Origin of the sequence: Helicobacter himalayensis (assembly GCF_001602095.1) — a bacterium.
Classification (GTDB): Bacteria; Campylobacterota; Campylobacteria; order Campylobacterales; family Helicobacteraceae; genus Helicobacter_F; species Helicobacter_F himalayensis.
Window position 1 is genome coordinate 1,428,373 of record NZ_CP014991.1, and the last position, 14,829, is coordinate 1,443,201.

14 protein-coding genes are annotated in these 14,829 nt (G+C 40.7%); 2 read left to right on the top strand and 12 right to left on the bottom strand.

From position 1 onward, the window contains the following. Positions 1 to 12: 12 nt before the first annotated feature. The 6 genes from A3217_RS06860 to rpsB all read right to left on the bottom strand — a co-directional run bounded on the left by A3217_RS06860 (position 13) and on the right by rpsB (position 5,818). A complete protein-coding gene (locus tag A3217_RS06860) occupies positions 13 to 294 on the bottom strand; it encodes a NifU family protein (protein WP_066389112.1) in 282 nt (93 codons plus the stop codon). 263 nt (positions 295 to 557) lie between these two features. Beyond that, positions 558 to 1,772 carry a phosphoglycerate kinase gene (locus A3217_RS06865; protein WP_066389114.1) on the bottom strand — a complete coding sequence of 405 codons (1,215 nt, stop codon included), beginning with the start codon at positions 1,770 to 1,772 and terminating at the stop codon, positions 558 to 560. 266 nt (positions 1,773 to 2,038) lie between these two features. Further along, positions 2,039 to 2,362 (bottom strand): histidine triad nucleotide-binding protein, encoded by a 324-nt coding sequence (locus A3217_RS06870; RefSeq protein ID WP_066389115.1) that lies wholly within the window; start codon positions 2,360 to 2,362, stop codon positions 2,039 to 2,041. 88 nt (positions 2,363 to 2,450) lie between these two features. Next, entirely contained in the window at positions 2,451 to 3,611 is a 1,161-nt protein-coding gene (locus A3217_RS06875) for a cation:proton antiporter (protein ID WP_066389117.1), read from the bottom strand. Positions 3,612 to 3,977: 366 nt separating this feature from the next. Then, positions 3,978 to 5,045, bottom strand: coding sequence for a translation elongation factor Ts (gene tsf / locus A3217_RS06880; RefSeq protein WP_066389119.1), 1,068 nt, complete (start codon positions 5,043 to 5,045; stop codon positions 3,978 to 3,980). Next, a complete protein-coding gene (gene rpsB, locus A3217_RS06885; RefSeq protein ID WP_066389121.1) occupies positions 5,042 to 5,818 on the bottom strand; it encodes a 30S ribosomal protein S2 in 777 nt (258 codons plus the stop codon). The genes tsf and rpsB overlap by 4 nt, the downstream gene beginning before the upstream one ends. Before the next feature lie 268 nt (positions 5,819 to 6,086). On the opposite strand from rpsB, the gene purE reads away from it, so the two are divergent. Then, a complete protein-coding gene (purE, locus tag A3217_RS06890) occupies positions 6,087 to 6,581 on the top strand; it encodes a 5-(carboxyamino)imidazole ribonucleotide mutase (protein ID WP_066389122.1) in 495 nt (164 codons plus the stop codon). Positions 6,582 to 6,717: 136 nt separating this feature from the next. Further along, complete coding sequence (locus tag A3217_RS06895) at positions 6,718 to 7,179, top strand: DUF3972 domain-containing protein (RefSeq protein ID WP_066389785.1); 462 nt, start codon at positions 6,718 to 6,720, stop codon at positions 7,177 to 7,179. Between the two features lie 367 nt (positions 7,180 to 7,546). Here the strand turns inward: A3217_RS06895 and A3217_RS06905 are convergent, their stop codons facing one another. Genes A3217_RS06905 through A3217_RS06930 form a run of 6 tightly spaced genes read right to left on the bottom strand, consistent with a single transcriptional unit; the run spans position 7,547 to position 14,829 of the window. Next, positions 7,547 to 8,047 (bottom strand): chemotaxis protein CheW, encoded by a 501-nt coding sequence (locus tag A3217_RS06905; protein ID WP_066389124.1) that lies wholly within the window; start codon positions 8,045 to 8,047, stop codon positions 7,547 to 7,549. Between the two features lie 4 nt (positions 8,048 to 8,051). Then, positions 8,052 to 10,460: a hybrid sensor histidine kinase/response regulator gene (locus A3217_RS06910; protein ID WP_066389125.1), complete on the bottom strand. Its 2,409-nt coding sequence runs from the start codon at positions 10,458 to 10,460 to the stop codon at positions 8,052 to 8,054. A gap of 56 nt (positions 10,461 to 10,516) precedes the next feature. Continuing rightward, positions 10,517 to 11,467 carry a chemotaxis protein CheV gene (locus tag A3217_RS06915; RefSeq protein ID WP_066389127.1) on the bottom strand — a complete coding sequence of 317 codons (951 nt, stop codon included), beginning with the start codon at positions 11,465 to 11,467 and terminating at the stop codon, positions 10,517 to 10,519. Between the two features lie 42 nt (positions 11,468 to 11,509). Further along, on the bottom strand, positions 11,510 to 12,250 hold the full coding sequence (locus A3217_RS06920) for a metallophosphoesterase (RefSeq protein WP_066389128.1): 741 nt from the start codon (positions 12,248 to 12,250) through the stop codon (positions 11,510 to 11,512). 57 nt (positions 12,251 to 12,307) lie between these two features. Then, positions 12,308 to 13,336 (bottom strand): N-acetyl-gamma-glutamyl-phosphate reductase, encoded by a 1,029-nt coding sequence (gene argC, locus A3217_RS06925; protein WP_066389129.1) that lies wholly within the window; start codon positions 13,334 to 13,336, stop codon positions 12,308 to 12,310. Positions 13,337 to 13,356: 20 nt separating this feature from the next. Further along, positions 13,357 to 14,829, bottom strand: a complete 1,473-nt coding sequence (locus A3217_RS06930) for a Mur ligase family protein (protein WP_066389130.1) — start codon at positions 14,827 to 14,829, stop codon at positions 13,357 to 13,359.

Genomic DNA, 14,829 nt, shown 5'->3' on the forward strand with positions numbered 1-14,829 from the left:
AAAGTCCTTGTTTTAGAGCTTTTCAAAAGGATTTGGCTCGTTGTGGGGAATATTAACAAGCACAATATCTGGGTGAATCTCTTCTTTCAAGCGATTTTCAATGGCGTATTTTAGTGTCCTTGAGCTACTCGGGCAACCGTGGCACGCACCCTCCAAACGCACATACACCCGCGCATTTTTAATGCCCAAAATGCTAATGTCCCCACCATCTAAATGCAAAGTCGGGCGCACTTTTTGTATCACCAACTCCACAGGGGTTTGCAACTCTTCATCGCTGAAAGGAAAATTTTGCATAACTCTTCCTTAATATTAGTATTATCTCAAGGGAGCGAAATCCTGTTTTGGCTCCACTTCACTGCGTTAAGATTCTCTAACGCCATTTATTTAATAAATTGAAAATCAGCAAACTCCGCGCATTGTATCCAAAAACACCAATGCAAGTGTCAATCTTTTTTGAAAAAATGGCGGTTTCTGTAAATGAGAAAAACAAGATACAACACCAAAATGCTTGCTATGATGATTTTTTCTTCCATTGCAAATCCTTATCAATGCAAAACTTACTTTTTATCCAACACTTCAAACGCCGGCAACACTTCACCTTCCAAAAGCTCCAAGCTCGCACCACCACCGGTTGAAATAAAGCTCATATTATCCCTCTCCCCTGCTTTATCAATCGCATCTGCTGTATCACCCCCACCAATGAGACTAAAGGCATAAGTATCACTCACTGCGTGCGCAAGGCTAAATGTCCCACGTGAAAATGCACCAATTTCATAGATTCCAAGCGGACCATTCCAAATGATGGTTTGAGAATCCCGCACTACCTCGCTAAAAAGCTTGCTTGTCGCAGGTCCCATATCCACAGCCATATAACCATCTGGAATATCTTGTGCGGGCGTGATTTTGATATGCTCGTGCTTTTTAATGTCATCAGTGCTTACGACATCAACGGGTAGATAGATTTTGACACCCTTTTGCTTTGCGGTATCCAAAATCTTACGCGCCTCGCTTACCAAGTCATCTTCCACAAGGGATTTTTGCATATCAAAACCGCGCGCTTTTAGGAAAGTATTGCTCATCGCCCCACCGATAATAATCTTATCAATAGAATCTAAAATGTTATAAAGGAGCGTGAGCTTTGAGCTTACCTTGCTTCCACCAACGATAAGTAGCACAGGCTTGAGCGGATTTGCCAAAGCTTTTGCAAAAGAATCTATCTCTTTTTTTAGCAGCAATCCTGCAACTTTTTCTTTGACAAATTTCGCCACGCCATAAGTGCTAGCGTGCGCCCTGTGGCTCGTCCCAAAAGCGTCATTTACATACACATCGCACAGCTCGCCAAGTTTAGCACTTAACTCATCGCTATTTTTTTCCTCGCCATCATAGTAGCGGATATTTTCTAGCAAAATTACAGAATTTGAGCCAGTGAGCGTGCTTTGGAGTGTTTTGACAGATTCTATGCTATCAGCAAAGGCAACATCACGTCCCAAAAGGCGCTCCACGCGCTTTAGAATATGCTTGAGTGAAAACTCCGAGCTTCTGCCCTTTGGACGCCCTAGGTGGCTTACAAGTGTGATATTTTTTGCTCCATTATCAATGCAGTAGTTAATAGTGGGCAGCGCCTCGCGGATTCTCGTATCATCTGAAATATTAAAATCCTCATCTAATGGTACATTAAAATCCACGCGCACAAGCACGCGCTTATTTGCCACATCAATATCACGCACGCTTTTAACGCCCTGCATTGTTTCAATTCCCGCGATTTTGTTCATTGTGTCTCCTTTGTTTTGATGTATGGCTTAAAATTTAGGTTCTATTCCTTTGAGTGTATCACCTTCGCGGAAGTGAATTCCGCTTCATCTCCGCTTCGCGTTCATACTTAACGCTTTTTGGTTGATAAGAATCTTGGATTCTCTTGCCACTCTTTGGAGTTTTTAGATTCTCATTAACGCAATAGCGGACAAAATCCAATACTAGCAAAAGGCGCAACTTTAAAAAGCAAAAAGAGAATCTGCCGCTTTTAAAAGTTTTCTTAGTTTTAGAATCCCCCTAGTTTTTCCCCACCGAGTATATGAAAATGCAAATGTGGTACTTCCTGCCCGCCATCTGCGCCGATATTACTAATCACTCTATACCCGCTTTTTTCAATCCCAAGCTTTTTTGCCACTTCTTTAATAAACTCGCTTAATCCAGTCAAAGTTTCAGAATCTGCACTCTGAAAGTCTTTCACACTTTTTTTTGGGATTGCAAGCACATGCACGCGCGCCTTTGGATTAATGTCTTCAAATGCCAAAAAATGCTCATTTTCCAGCACCTTTTTGCACGGCAACTCACCTGCAATGATTTTTTCAAATACATTCATTGAATCTCTCCCTGCGTTGTATTTCTCTGCATTGCGTTATTTCCTTCTCAAAAAAACGAAATAAGCGCGCGCATTATAGCATATTGCTTTAAAATTCTTTTTTAAGATTAAAAAGCCCCTTGATAATGAGACTAAAGAAAATCCCTTCAAAAAGCGCGCCAAAAATACATGAAATATAAAGCGCATCACCAAGCACACCAAATTTTTGCCCCATACTTGCGACAATGACTAAAAAAGTCAGCGGCATACAATCGCTAAGTGCAAAAAGTAGCGTGTGCTTGAAATTCTTAAAATAGCGCAAAAACACCACACTTGCCGCGCAGATTCTGATACTTAGCATACCTAACACAAGATAGAGTGCGTGCAGTAAAATATGCGGATTTTCCACCACGATAGGAATATCAATAGTCGTGCCAACATAAATAAAGAAAAATGGCACAAAAAACCCAAAGCCCAAATCATTGAGTTTTTCAGGTAGCGTGTGCTTGTATTTAAAATAAGTCGCAAGGATAACGCCTGCAATAAATGCACCCAACACTTTTTCTAGGGAAAGCGCGGTGGTTAGCACAATAAAAAGCACAAAAAGCAAAATCACAAAACGAATATCTTGAGAATTTGTGTCATCGTGCGGGAGAAGTAAGAGTTTTAGATTCGGAAACCACCAAAACAAAATATTTGCAAGCTTAAAGACGCCAACCACACAGATTAAAAAAACAGAAAGCATTAGCAAACTTTCACCCAACTGCCAATTAAAGCCGTATTTATACGCGCCTTCCATTGTGATAAGCACAGCAATACTGACTACTTCACCTAGGATTCCAATTTTTAGCGCGAGATTGAGCCACGGCTTATCCTTGCCATAATCGCGTATAAGCGCCATAATCATGCCTAAGCTCATCACAGGTAAAAGTGCTAAGAAAATAATAGGCAATGCCAAAGCCACCACGCAAAGCGCAGAAAGCCCATACAGCATTACAAAATATGCCCCAGCGCGGTAGAGAAACTGCCTATCCATAGCAAGGAAGTTTTTTAAATCTACCTCCATACCGCACAAAAACATCAAAAATAAAAGCCCCGTATTTGCAACAATCATTATGTAAGTATCTTGCGGATTCACAAGATCAAAATAACCCGCAAAAATACCAAGCAAAATCTCTGCAACAACGATGGGAATCTTTGTAAGATTGCTTAAAGGCGTGGCAAGGACGATGAGAATTGCAACAATTGCAAATGGCAAAAGAAGTTCCATAAATATCAAACCTTAAAAAATATAATAAATCGCGCCATTATACCCTGCCAAAGCAAAAGGGAATATAAGGGGAATCTAAATGCGATAAATCAAGTGCGCGGGCTTGCCAACTTTTGAGATTAAGCTCATAATAAGAAAGCGCATAGGAGGCGCTAAAACACATTTGCAAGCTAAAACACTGCGCTTAGTTCATCAAATTGACCTTACACACGGAAAGGATTCTAAAATTCACCCCGCCTTCGATACCAATGAGATGATAGCCAATTAATAAATATTTTTTGTTTTAATTAAGCGTATAGAATCCTTGCAACAGCACGCTTACAACGCTATCACAAAGATTTAAAGAAGTTAAATTTAAGAGTAAAATTATTTCATCTGCATTGCGACTTCTGCAGCAAAATCCTCAACTTTTTTCTCAATGCCTTCACCCAGCTCAAAGCGCACATATTTTGTGATTTCAAGCTCATCGCTAAGTTCTTTGCCGACATTTTCTAGCACTTGCGCAATTGTCTTTTTATCGTCCATCACAAAAAACTGCCCTAGCAATGTTAGGCGCTGGTCGATAAGTGTATTATCCGCGATAAAGCGCTCAATTTGCCCGGGGATAATTTTTTCCCAAATTTTTTCAGGCTTGCCTTGTTTTTGCAATTCCGCTTCAAAGTCCTTTTTAGCTTGCTCCAACACTGCAGGTGTGAGCTCACTGCGACTAATATAGGTAGGGATTTTATGTAATGGCTTGCCAAGTCTTTGCAATTCCTCATTTTCTTTTGTGAGTTCTGCGATAAGCGCAACTTTTTCTTGCTTGATAAATTCAGAATCTAGCTCCGTGTAGCTAAGCACTTGAGGCTTCATCGCAGCCGCGTGCATACAGAAATTGCGCGCTAACTCGGCAGCTTTTGCTTTTGAGCTTTCTTTCTTATACGCGATTGCGATAAGCACGCCAACGCGCCCATTTGAATGCACATAGCCATTTACCACAGCATTGCCTTGCACCTTGATTGTGTCAATTCTGCGAATAACGATATTTTCACCAATTTTTGCGATATTTTGTTGCAAAAATTCTTCAAATTTTGTGCCATCAACCACACTTGTATTAAGGCTCGAAACTTCGCTTAGCTCGTTTTCAAACACGATTTTTGCACTTTTTTGCACGAGCTCTTTGAAAGTATCATTTTTTGCCACAAAATCCGTTTCGGAGTTGATTTCAAGCAAACTTGCCTTACTAAAATCACTTGCCACTTCAACACTCACAACACCTTCACTTGCGATTCTATCGGCTTTTTTAGCAGCTTTGCTTAAGCCCTTTTCACGCAAATATTCCACTGCCTTTTCAATCTCGCCTTTTGTTTCCACAAGCGCTTTTTTGCAGTCCATCATTCCCGCGTCAGTGAGTTCGCGGAGTTTTTTTACTAACTGTGCTGAAATCTCCATTATTTTTCTCCCTCTTGTAGTTCTGCTAGTACTTCTTGCTTTTCTTCTTCAGTAGCTGCTTTTTGCTCTTGCTTAGCTTCTTCAAGCTCACCATCTTTGTTTTGCGCGCGCCCTTCTTGGATAGCCTCTACCATTTCTTTGCAGAAAAGTTGGATTGAGCGGATTGCATCATCATTTCCGGGAATTGGATAATCCACTTTATCTGGATCGCAATTTGTATCAAGTGGCGCAACAACAGGGATTCCAAGCCTTCTAGCTTCTGCGACTGCAATCCTTTCTTTCACCACATCAATGACAAAAATCATATCAGGAACTTTTTTCATATGGCGCACACCACCGAGGTATTTTGTGAGTTTTTCTTTCTTGCGTATAAGCATAAGTTTTTCTTTCTTTGTGAGCAGGTCAATTTGCCCACTCTCTTCCATTTGCTCAATAATTTCAAGCTTGCGCACAGATTTTTTAATCGTGCTAAAATTTGTCAGCATACCACCTAGCCAGCGATAATTCACATAAGGAATATTGATAGTTTCCGCATACTGCTTAATTGTCTCGCTTGCTTGTTTTTTGGTGCCAACAAACATAATCGTTTTGCCCTCACTCGCTGCTTCGCGCACGATATTATAAGTATATTTGAAATAGCGTAAAGTCTTCTGCAAGTCAATAATGTGAATATTTTTGCGCACACCAAAAATGAAGCGTCCCATTTTTGGATTCCATCGTCTTGTCTGATGCCCGAAATGCACACCGCACTCAAGCAAATCTTTCATCGTGATCATTGTGTCTCCTTTTACTTTATTTTGGTTTTGCCTCCATACCCATTAACGCAAACTCCATCTTGCAGAGAATCCGCAACCGCACAAGGATTGGTATGTGTGAGCTGTTTATAACTTTCTCCTAAAAATTTCAGAAAAAAACGCGCAATTGTATCGCGCAAATACTTAAGCAATGGTTAAAACCTAAAAGTAACATTTTCCTAAAGATTAATTTTTCGGAATCAAATTTGCTTAATTTGCATTAACAAGCAGATTTATAGGAGTCGTGAAAATGGATTTTGTCAGCATTATAATGGGAAGCAAGAGCGATTTTAATGTGATGAATGAGTGCGCGGAAGTGCTAAGGAAGTTTCAAGTGCCTTTTGAGCTCATCATCTCATCTGCCCACCGCTCGCCCACACGCACGCAAGAATATGTCATTGACGCGCAAGAGCGTGGCGCGCAGGTATTTATCGCAGCAGCTGGTATGGCAGCACACTTGGCAGGAAATATCGCTGCACACACTTGCAAGCCTGTGATTGGTGTGCCATTAGCTGGAGGTGCGCTAGATGGGCTAGATTCTCTACTTTCAACGGTGCAAATGCCTTCTAGTATTCCTGTAGCCACCCTTGCACTTGGCAAAGCAGGTGCGATAAATGCAGCGTATTTGGCAATGCAGATTCTAAGTCTCAAAAACAACGAGTTAGCGGGCAAACTCATACAAGATCGCGTGATGAAAGCCAAAAAAGTAGAGCTTGATTCTTCAGAAGTGGAAGTAAGGATTTAAGATTATGCAAAATACAGAATCTAGCGTGCAAGAAACCCAAACACAAAATAGCACGCCAACAAATCCACAAGGCACACAAAATGCACAAAATAGCACTGCTCCCGCGCCACTTGAGACAAAAAGCAATGCGACTTGGATGAGCTTAGAAGAATTTTTAAAACTCTCAGGTTTGCCACAAGAAAAAGTTCTCGCGCTTATAGAATCTGGGAATATCCTTAGCAAAAAAGAGGGGGATAAGATTTTCATAGATGCCACTAGCGGCACTTCAGCGCTTGTAAAACGTGTAGAATACAGTTTGTTTAATTCAGATACAAGTGGCAATGCGCTTGATCCGCTCTTTGTGGAAAAGACGATTTCGACAATTTTGAGCCTGCATGAAAAGGTAGTCGCAGGGAAAGATGAAACCATCAGCGCATATAAAAATGAAAACTCCTTTCTTAAAGAGGCACTTGTGTCGATGCAAGAAGTCTATGATGATGATAAAAAGACGATGGAGACCTTACGTTCTGAGCTAGAGCGCGCCAGAGAAGAAAATGAATTTATGAAGCGCAAATACCGCCTTATGTGGGGAAGAGTGTCAGATATGAGCGGGAAATAAAGTATTGAAAAATCAAAAGTGGTAAAAAAGTAGAGGGGCTAAGCCTTTTTCTTTTGTGTGAAAAATAGAGAATCTATTCTTTCCGATGTATCGCCCGCGCGGAAGTAAATTCCGCTTGTCTCCACTCCAGTCTTGCTACACTTCGCTTGCGCGCGCGGGACTTGACATTTTTTTGGTTGATTAGGTTTGTTAATTTTAAAGATTCTATTTCTTAAAGTTTCTTGTTTGCAAGGGGACAAAAAAAGAATAGGCTTGAATTGCCAAAATTTGAATTGAAAAATTTGCAAGGATTCTGTAATTTTATAAGATATAGGGATAAAGTAGATTTTCCCTAACGGGAACGAGGGGTGCAAGCTAACAATAAGCTTTAAAATACCCTTTTAAGGAGATTTTCAACCCTTAGGATTGTAATAAGCCTATCCTCGCGCTTACCAATGCCCTGCATAAGCTCTTCGCTCTCACTTATCGTATCTGGCACTGGATCAATGTCGCTGTAATTGATACGCACAGCCTCATTGAGCTTGTCAATCACAAATCCCACAACTTCATCTTTATGATACACAACCAAATATCTTGTGTCTTGGTCCTGCTTAATGGCTGAAAGCCCAAAACGCAAGCGTAAATTAATAAGCGGAAATATGCTTCCACGCAAGCTAAACACGCCCATCACATAATCTGGTGTTCCCGGCACACGCGTATAATCGATAGGCTTTACAATCTCTTTTACATTAAGAATTGGCACAGCAAACTCTTCGCTTCCCACATCAAAACTAATCACCTGCAAAGTCTCTTCATCAAAGCCCACACCCTCGCCTGCAGACTTTTTGTTTTGTTGCTTATCAAAAACTTCTTTTAGTTGCTCATTCATTATCCTACTCCCCTTCTTTTAGGTTGATATTGCGTCTCACCACATTGGCGAGATATTCAGGTGTGTAAGGCTTTGTGATATATTCTGTCATACCAGATTCTACCCCGCGCATTCTATCAGTTTTGCTGTTACGACTTGTGACCGCGATAAGTGGCAGATTCTTAAATTTATTATATTTGCGCACTTCAGAGGCGAAAGTATAGCCGTCCATTTTTGGCATTTCAATATCCACAAGCACCGCATCAACCTGTTTGTCACCATTTTTTACAATATCTAAACCTTCTAATCCATTGCTAGCTTCTAGCACGGTGACGCCGAGGCTTTTCAAGCATTTTTTCATAATCGCTCTATCAGTGTTGCTATCATCAATTGCAAGCACAACATAATCACTTGGTGAACTTTTTATCTTTTGTGTTTCTGCTTCATCGATGAGTTTATTAATGCTAACTTTAACACATTTTGCCATTTCCATCATACCCGCAACATCAACGATGAGTGTGATTCTACCATCACCCCTTACGGTCGCACCAGCGATGCCCTCTGTACCTTTGAGATAATAGCCAAGCGATTTAATCACCACTTCTTCTTGTCCGATGAGATAATCCACAATTACGCCGATTTTCTGATCCGCCAAGCCGATAATAACGACATACACTTCATTCATCGCTTCTAGCACAGAATCTACCTTGAAAATATCCGCTAAGCGCACGAGTGAAAGCACCTCATCACGCAATCTTAGCACACTCTTGCCATCGACTGCATAAATCTCATCTTGGCTGATACGCACTGTTTCAATAACAGATGAAAGCGGAATAGCGTAGTATTCCTCTTGTGCTGCGACAAGCAAGGCTTGAATAATCGCAAGAGTGAGCGGGATTTTGAGCTTTTGTGTTGTGCCTACGCCCTTTTCAGATTCTATTTCAATGATACCATTGAGTTTTTCAATGTTTGATTTTACAACATCCATTCCCACACCACGCCCAGAGACATTGGTAATTGTCTTAGCGGTTGAAAATCCGGGCTTAAAGATGATATTAAACGCCTCTTTATCGCTCATAGCATCAGCTTCGCGTTCGCTAATAAGCCCCTTCTCCACAGCCTTTTGCCTTAGCATTTGCGCATCTAAGCCCTTGCCATCATCTGTGATTTCTACCACGATATGATTGCCCTCGTTATAGGCTTTGAGCTGGACAGTGCCCGTAGCTGGCTTACCTGCGAGCTTTCTATCCTCTGGAGATTCTATACCATGATCGCAAGAGTTTCTAATAATGTGAATTAGCGGGTCGCCGATTTCCTCTACAATGGATTTATCAAGCTCTGTTTCTTCTCCTGTAATGATAAGGTCAATGCTCTTATTAAGCTCGCGAGAAAGGTCGCGCACCATACGCGGGAATTTATTAAACACCTTACCGATAGGTTGCATACGCGTTTTCATCACCGCAAGTTGCAAGTCAGTTGTAATTGATGAAATGCTAGAAACCACTTGATTGAGCTCTTCTAAGAATTTTTCCCCATCATAGCGCTCTTCCACATCGCCATAAATTTTAATAAGTCGGTTTTTACCCAGCACAAGCTCCCCGATAAGATTCATTAAGTGATCTAGACGGCGCACATCTACACGCACGGTTTGTTCCACATTTGTTGCCGGTGTGTTGCCATCATCTTTTTTCGCACCCGCTGGTTTTGCACTTGCACCAGCAGGAGCTTTTGGTGAGGCTGGTTTTGGTGCTTCTGTTTTTACGGGTTCCTCGCTTGGCGCGTGTGGGGCTTGAATATCTTGCGTGATACCTTGCTTTTTAAGCTCTTCTCTACGCACTTTATCTGCTTCTTGACGTTTTTTTAGCAAACGCTCGATTTCAGCCTCTACTTGCTCCCCGCTCATTGAAGAATAATCTAAATCCGGCTCATCAGCAAGCGGATTCGTAGCATCTGTCGCAGGTGCTGAAGATTCTGTTGTTGAGGCTGCTGGTGTAGATTGCGCTGATTGTGTTTCTTGTGCGTTTTCTGGGCTTGGTGCAGCACCACCCGAAGAAATAGCCTGCAATCTTTTTACCGTATCAGCAATGTCAATGCCACTCTTTGCGTCTGTGCCATTGTCTCTAATCGCATTTAGCAAGGCTTTCATCAAATCCACAGACTGCAACACCACATCCATAATATCTGGCGTGATTTTTAGCTCTGCACGACGCGCTTTATTAAGAACATCTTCCATGTTATGCGTCAAACTTGTAAGAATATCAAAATTTAAAAATGAACTAGATCCTTTAATTGTGTGTGCCACGCGGAAGATTCTATTCAAAAGCTCCAAATCCTCTGGGTTATTTTCAAGCTCGACTAAGTCTTGATCGAGCTGTTCGACCATCTCAAATGCCTCTATGAGGAAATCTTCCATTATCTCTTGCATATCGTCCATTGCTAAACCTCACTTTTACAGAGTTTAAAATTAAATAATTTGGTTATTTTAGCAAATTATTTCAATAAAATTCTAGAAATTTCATCATAAAATAATCCTGCGTCAAATTTTACCAAATACGCATCTGCTCCCAACTCTTTACCTTTCTCTTCACTCAACTTATCACAAATTGAGGAGTTAAAAATAATTGGAATCCCAGAAAATCGCTCATCTTGCTTTATTTGCGCCGCAAAATGGAATCCATCCATCCTAGGCATTTCCACATCTGAAACAACCAATTTAAGATGATCTCGCAACTTGTCTCCATACTCGCCATAAAGCTTTTCTAGCTTTTCAATCCCATCTTCACCATCGATTGCTTCCACAATCTCAAAGCCCACATTGCGTAACGAAGTGCGCAAAAGCTTGCGTGCGATAAGACTATCGTCTAAAATTAGCACTTTACCTTCAAATTTTGGAATCTCTTTTTTACTTCCATCATCATTTAGCAGTGTCTTCATCGGGTCGTAGAAATTTAAATCATTAATAATGCTCTCTAAATCCAAAATAAGCAATGTTTTATTGTCTTCAATCCTTGTAGTGCCTGTGATTTTGCCCCTTTGGTTATCATCTCCGCCAAAAACCGCGCCCTCAATATCCTTCCAGCTAATACGCCGAATGCGACGCGCCTCGTGGATTATAAAGCCAACCTTAATATTATTAAACACGGTTACGATGACTTTGCGACTTTTGTTTTTGCTAGGATCAGTCTGCACGCGCATCCAAGTAGCTAAATCCACCAAAGGCACAATCTCACCGCGCAAATCAAAAGTCCCAAGCACATAATCCGGCGCAGCGGGCAAATCGAAAATATGGTTTGGAAACTCGACAATCCCCTCCACCTTAGCGACATTGATTCCATAAATGCCCTCATAGATTTCCTCTCGTATCTCAAAGATTCTGAAATCCACGAGCTGCATTTCGTTTGTGGCGATTTTTGAAAGATCTTTTCTCTCATTTAGAGACATTCTCACTCCTAAAAAAAATAAATCTAACTCACTCAAAGATACCTATTGTAATGCAAAAATACTTCCATTTATATAAAAGGAAGGCAAACAAATATACAAAATCTCCCCTTTTGTAAATCTCGCATCTAAATGAAAATGTCCTTCTATGATGATTTTTGGGGTCATTTCTAGCATTTTACAATATTTGCGAGAGAAAAATTTTTTATACGCAAGCAATCTTTTTTTGCAAAATTCCTCGCATTTTTGTGAATCCACCTCAAAATCACGTACTTTTTTTTGCAAGATTTTTCTCTCTAGATTCTCATACAGCTTGCCTTTTGTCAAAATATCAGCAATTTTGACACACCACAGCCCAAAACTAGAATTTAGCACGCCAATGTAAAATTTATATTTGAAATTCAAAAACAAATCTCCGTGTGCCAAACTCACACTTTTTCCATTAAACTCTGCAAGCAATGGCTGTTGTGAGCGCGAGATAATATGCACATTTGGTAAATCCAAATAGCGCAAGCCAAAATCGTGGTTTCCTTCAAACCAAAAAACCTCCGCTCGCTCGCTCAAAGCACGCACAGATTCTAAAAGTGCGCAGTTTGAATCCTTGCTTTTTTTGAGATTCCCCACCAAAACCTGCGCAATATCACCCATCAAAAACACTTGCGAAGCATTTGTAGAATCTAAGAGCGCTAAAAGTGCTTTGCTAGATTTTTTTGCGTGCGCGTCGCTACCTCCCCAGTGAGAATCCGCCACAAAAAGCGCATCATTTGCGATAATTACTTGCTCCATTTCCACGCCTTACAATCCCCGCTCTGCTTTCAAATTCGCCTTATAATCTTTTGCACGCTAGATTCCCACTTTTGGTATCCCACAATCCTCATCAAAGCCACACATTAAGTTCGCATTTACCACCGCTTGTGAGCTTGCCCCACGCAAAAGATTATCAATTGCGCTATTGATAAAAAGCCCACGCCCGCGTCTAAGCGCAAAAATATCGCACATATTGCTTCCGCGCACATTGCTAATGCGTGGCGGTGTGGTGCAGATTCTCACAAATTGACTATTTTTGTAATGCGCACGTAAAATTTCTAAAGGTTCAAAATCCTCCCCTACTTCACTTTTTAACGTTGCAAACACACTTGCAAGCATTCCGCGCGTAAGCGGGCTTAAATGCGGGACAAAATGCACTTGCAGATTTTCAATTCCCCCAAATTTCGCGCATTTCTCTTCAATCTCAATTTGATGACGATGAGCTAGAGGCGAATAGGCGAAGAGATTTTCATTAATATTTGGGAAATGCGTATCATCGGTTAGCTTCTTACCTGCGCCACTTACGCCACTTTTTGCATCGATGAAAATACCCTCTTTTTGGATATAGGGCAAAAATGGCAATAACGCCAAAAGACTTGCAGTCGGATAACAGCCCGGATTTGCGACAAGCTTAGCACTTTTGATAGAATCCCGCGCATATTCTGGTAGCCCATACACCGCGCTTTTTAGATTCTCTTTATCCATATGCGCACAATAAGCGCGCTCATAATGCGTTAAGCTTAAGCGATAATCCGCGGATAAATCTATGATTTTTGGGATTTTATCAGAATCTATGCACTCATAAATTTCTTTGACAAACTCCATTGCGCTTTTATGCGGAAGTGCAAGAAAGAGAATATCGCATTTTTGACAAGCTTGCCTCACATCAGCCTTTCGCACTTCATCATTTAAGATTCCAAAAAACTGCGGGTGGATTTCACAAAGCTTCATACCTCCTTGCGTGTTTGCAAGATAGGTGATTTCAAACTTTGGGTGAGAATGCAAGATTCTCACTAATTCCGCGCCCGTGTAGCCACTCACACCGATGATTCCAGCTTTTTGCATATTCTTCCTTTTTTGACGCTTTAAATAAAGCTTGGCGCATCATTGCTGAAGAGAATTAAATCATTTGGTTTCGTGCAAGCTTTAAGCATAGATTCTAAAAAATCTTTAGTTTGCAAGAAAATCTTTTGCGCGTTTTTGATATTTTCACGGAAAATGCTTGCATTCAGCGCGCCTGTGATAATGACAATATCAAAGACTTTGTCAATGCTTCGTGCTAACTCGATATTTGCCTCGCGCGTAGATTCTACGATTCCCGGAGTAACGATAATCTTACGCCCGGGATAGAGTGAGGCAAGGCGCACAGATTCAAGCATACCTTTAAGATTCCCATTAAAGCTATCATCTAAAATGACTTTTTGATTTGTGATGATTTTTTGTAATCTATGCGCAGTAGGCTCAAAGCGTGCCACAGCGTTAATAATATCTTGGATTTTTATCCCAAGCTCAAGCGCGACACTCACTGCTGCTGCAATATTATAGACATTAAATGCACCCAAAATCTGCGTTTGAAACGCATGCCATTCACCAGCGATTTTTAGCTCAAAACTCGTGCCTTCTAATGTGGCATTGATGTTTCTGCATTCATTTGGATAAAAACACAAAAGCGCTTTTTTTTCAGAATCTAGCCCTTTTGGCAGGGCATTTTCTTTGAAAACAAAGGCTTTTTTCAAGCGATTAGAATTGAGTAATTCAAACTTTGTATTTGTGATATTTTCTAGTGTTTTAAAATACTCCAAATGTTGCGCGCCAACTTCGCCGATGAGGGCATATTGCGGATTCAAAAACTGCGCAATTTCATCAATATCGCCCTTTAGTCGCGCGCCTGCTTCAGTGATATAAATATCCGTGCTATACTCAAGATTTTCATTCACATCAACCACAATCCCACGCAAAGTATTAACACTCCTAGGCGTGGCATAAACGCTAAAGTGCGCATTTAGAATCTGTGCAAGATAGTTTTTGATGCTTGTTTTACCAAAGCTTGCGGTAATACTTATGATAGTAAGCCTACTCATACAATCAAGCTTATCTTTTGCAATTTGCGTGTATTGCTTTAAAAGCACCGCTTCATACGCATAAGAAATTGCCAAGGCAAAAACGAGCGATAAAATATGCATAAAAACATTATCCACATTAAAGACAAGTGTAAAAACCTCATCTAAAAGCACAAAGGTAAGCGTAAGCGCAAAAAATCGCCACACGCGCTTTGTGAATTTCAATGGCTTATCTTGCTTAAGCCGCCAAAAAATAAGCGCGACTAACAACGTCACCGCTATAATCAGTGTGTATTCCTTAAGTTCCAGCAAATACAACGTAATAAACGCCACAAGCGGCAAGACAAAATACCAAATATGCCACATAAATTTATGGTGCATAAAAAGGATTCTATAAAAGCTGTAATTATACCACTGCAACAATGTGATGAGATAATACGCAAATTCAAAAACCAACAAAAACCGCGCGATAATGCTTAAAAAATCTTGTATATTCAT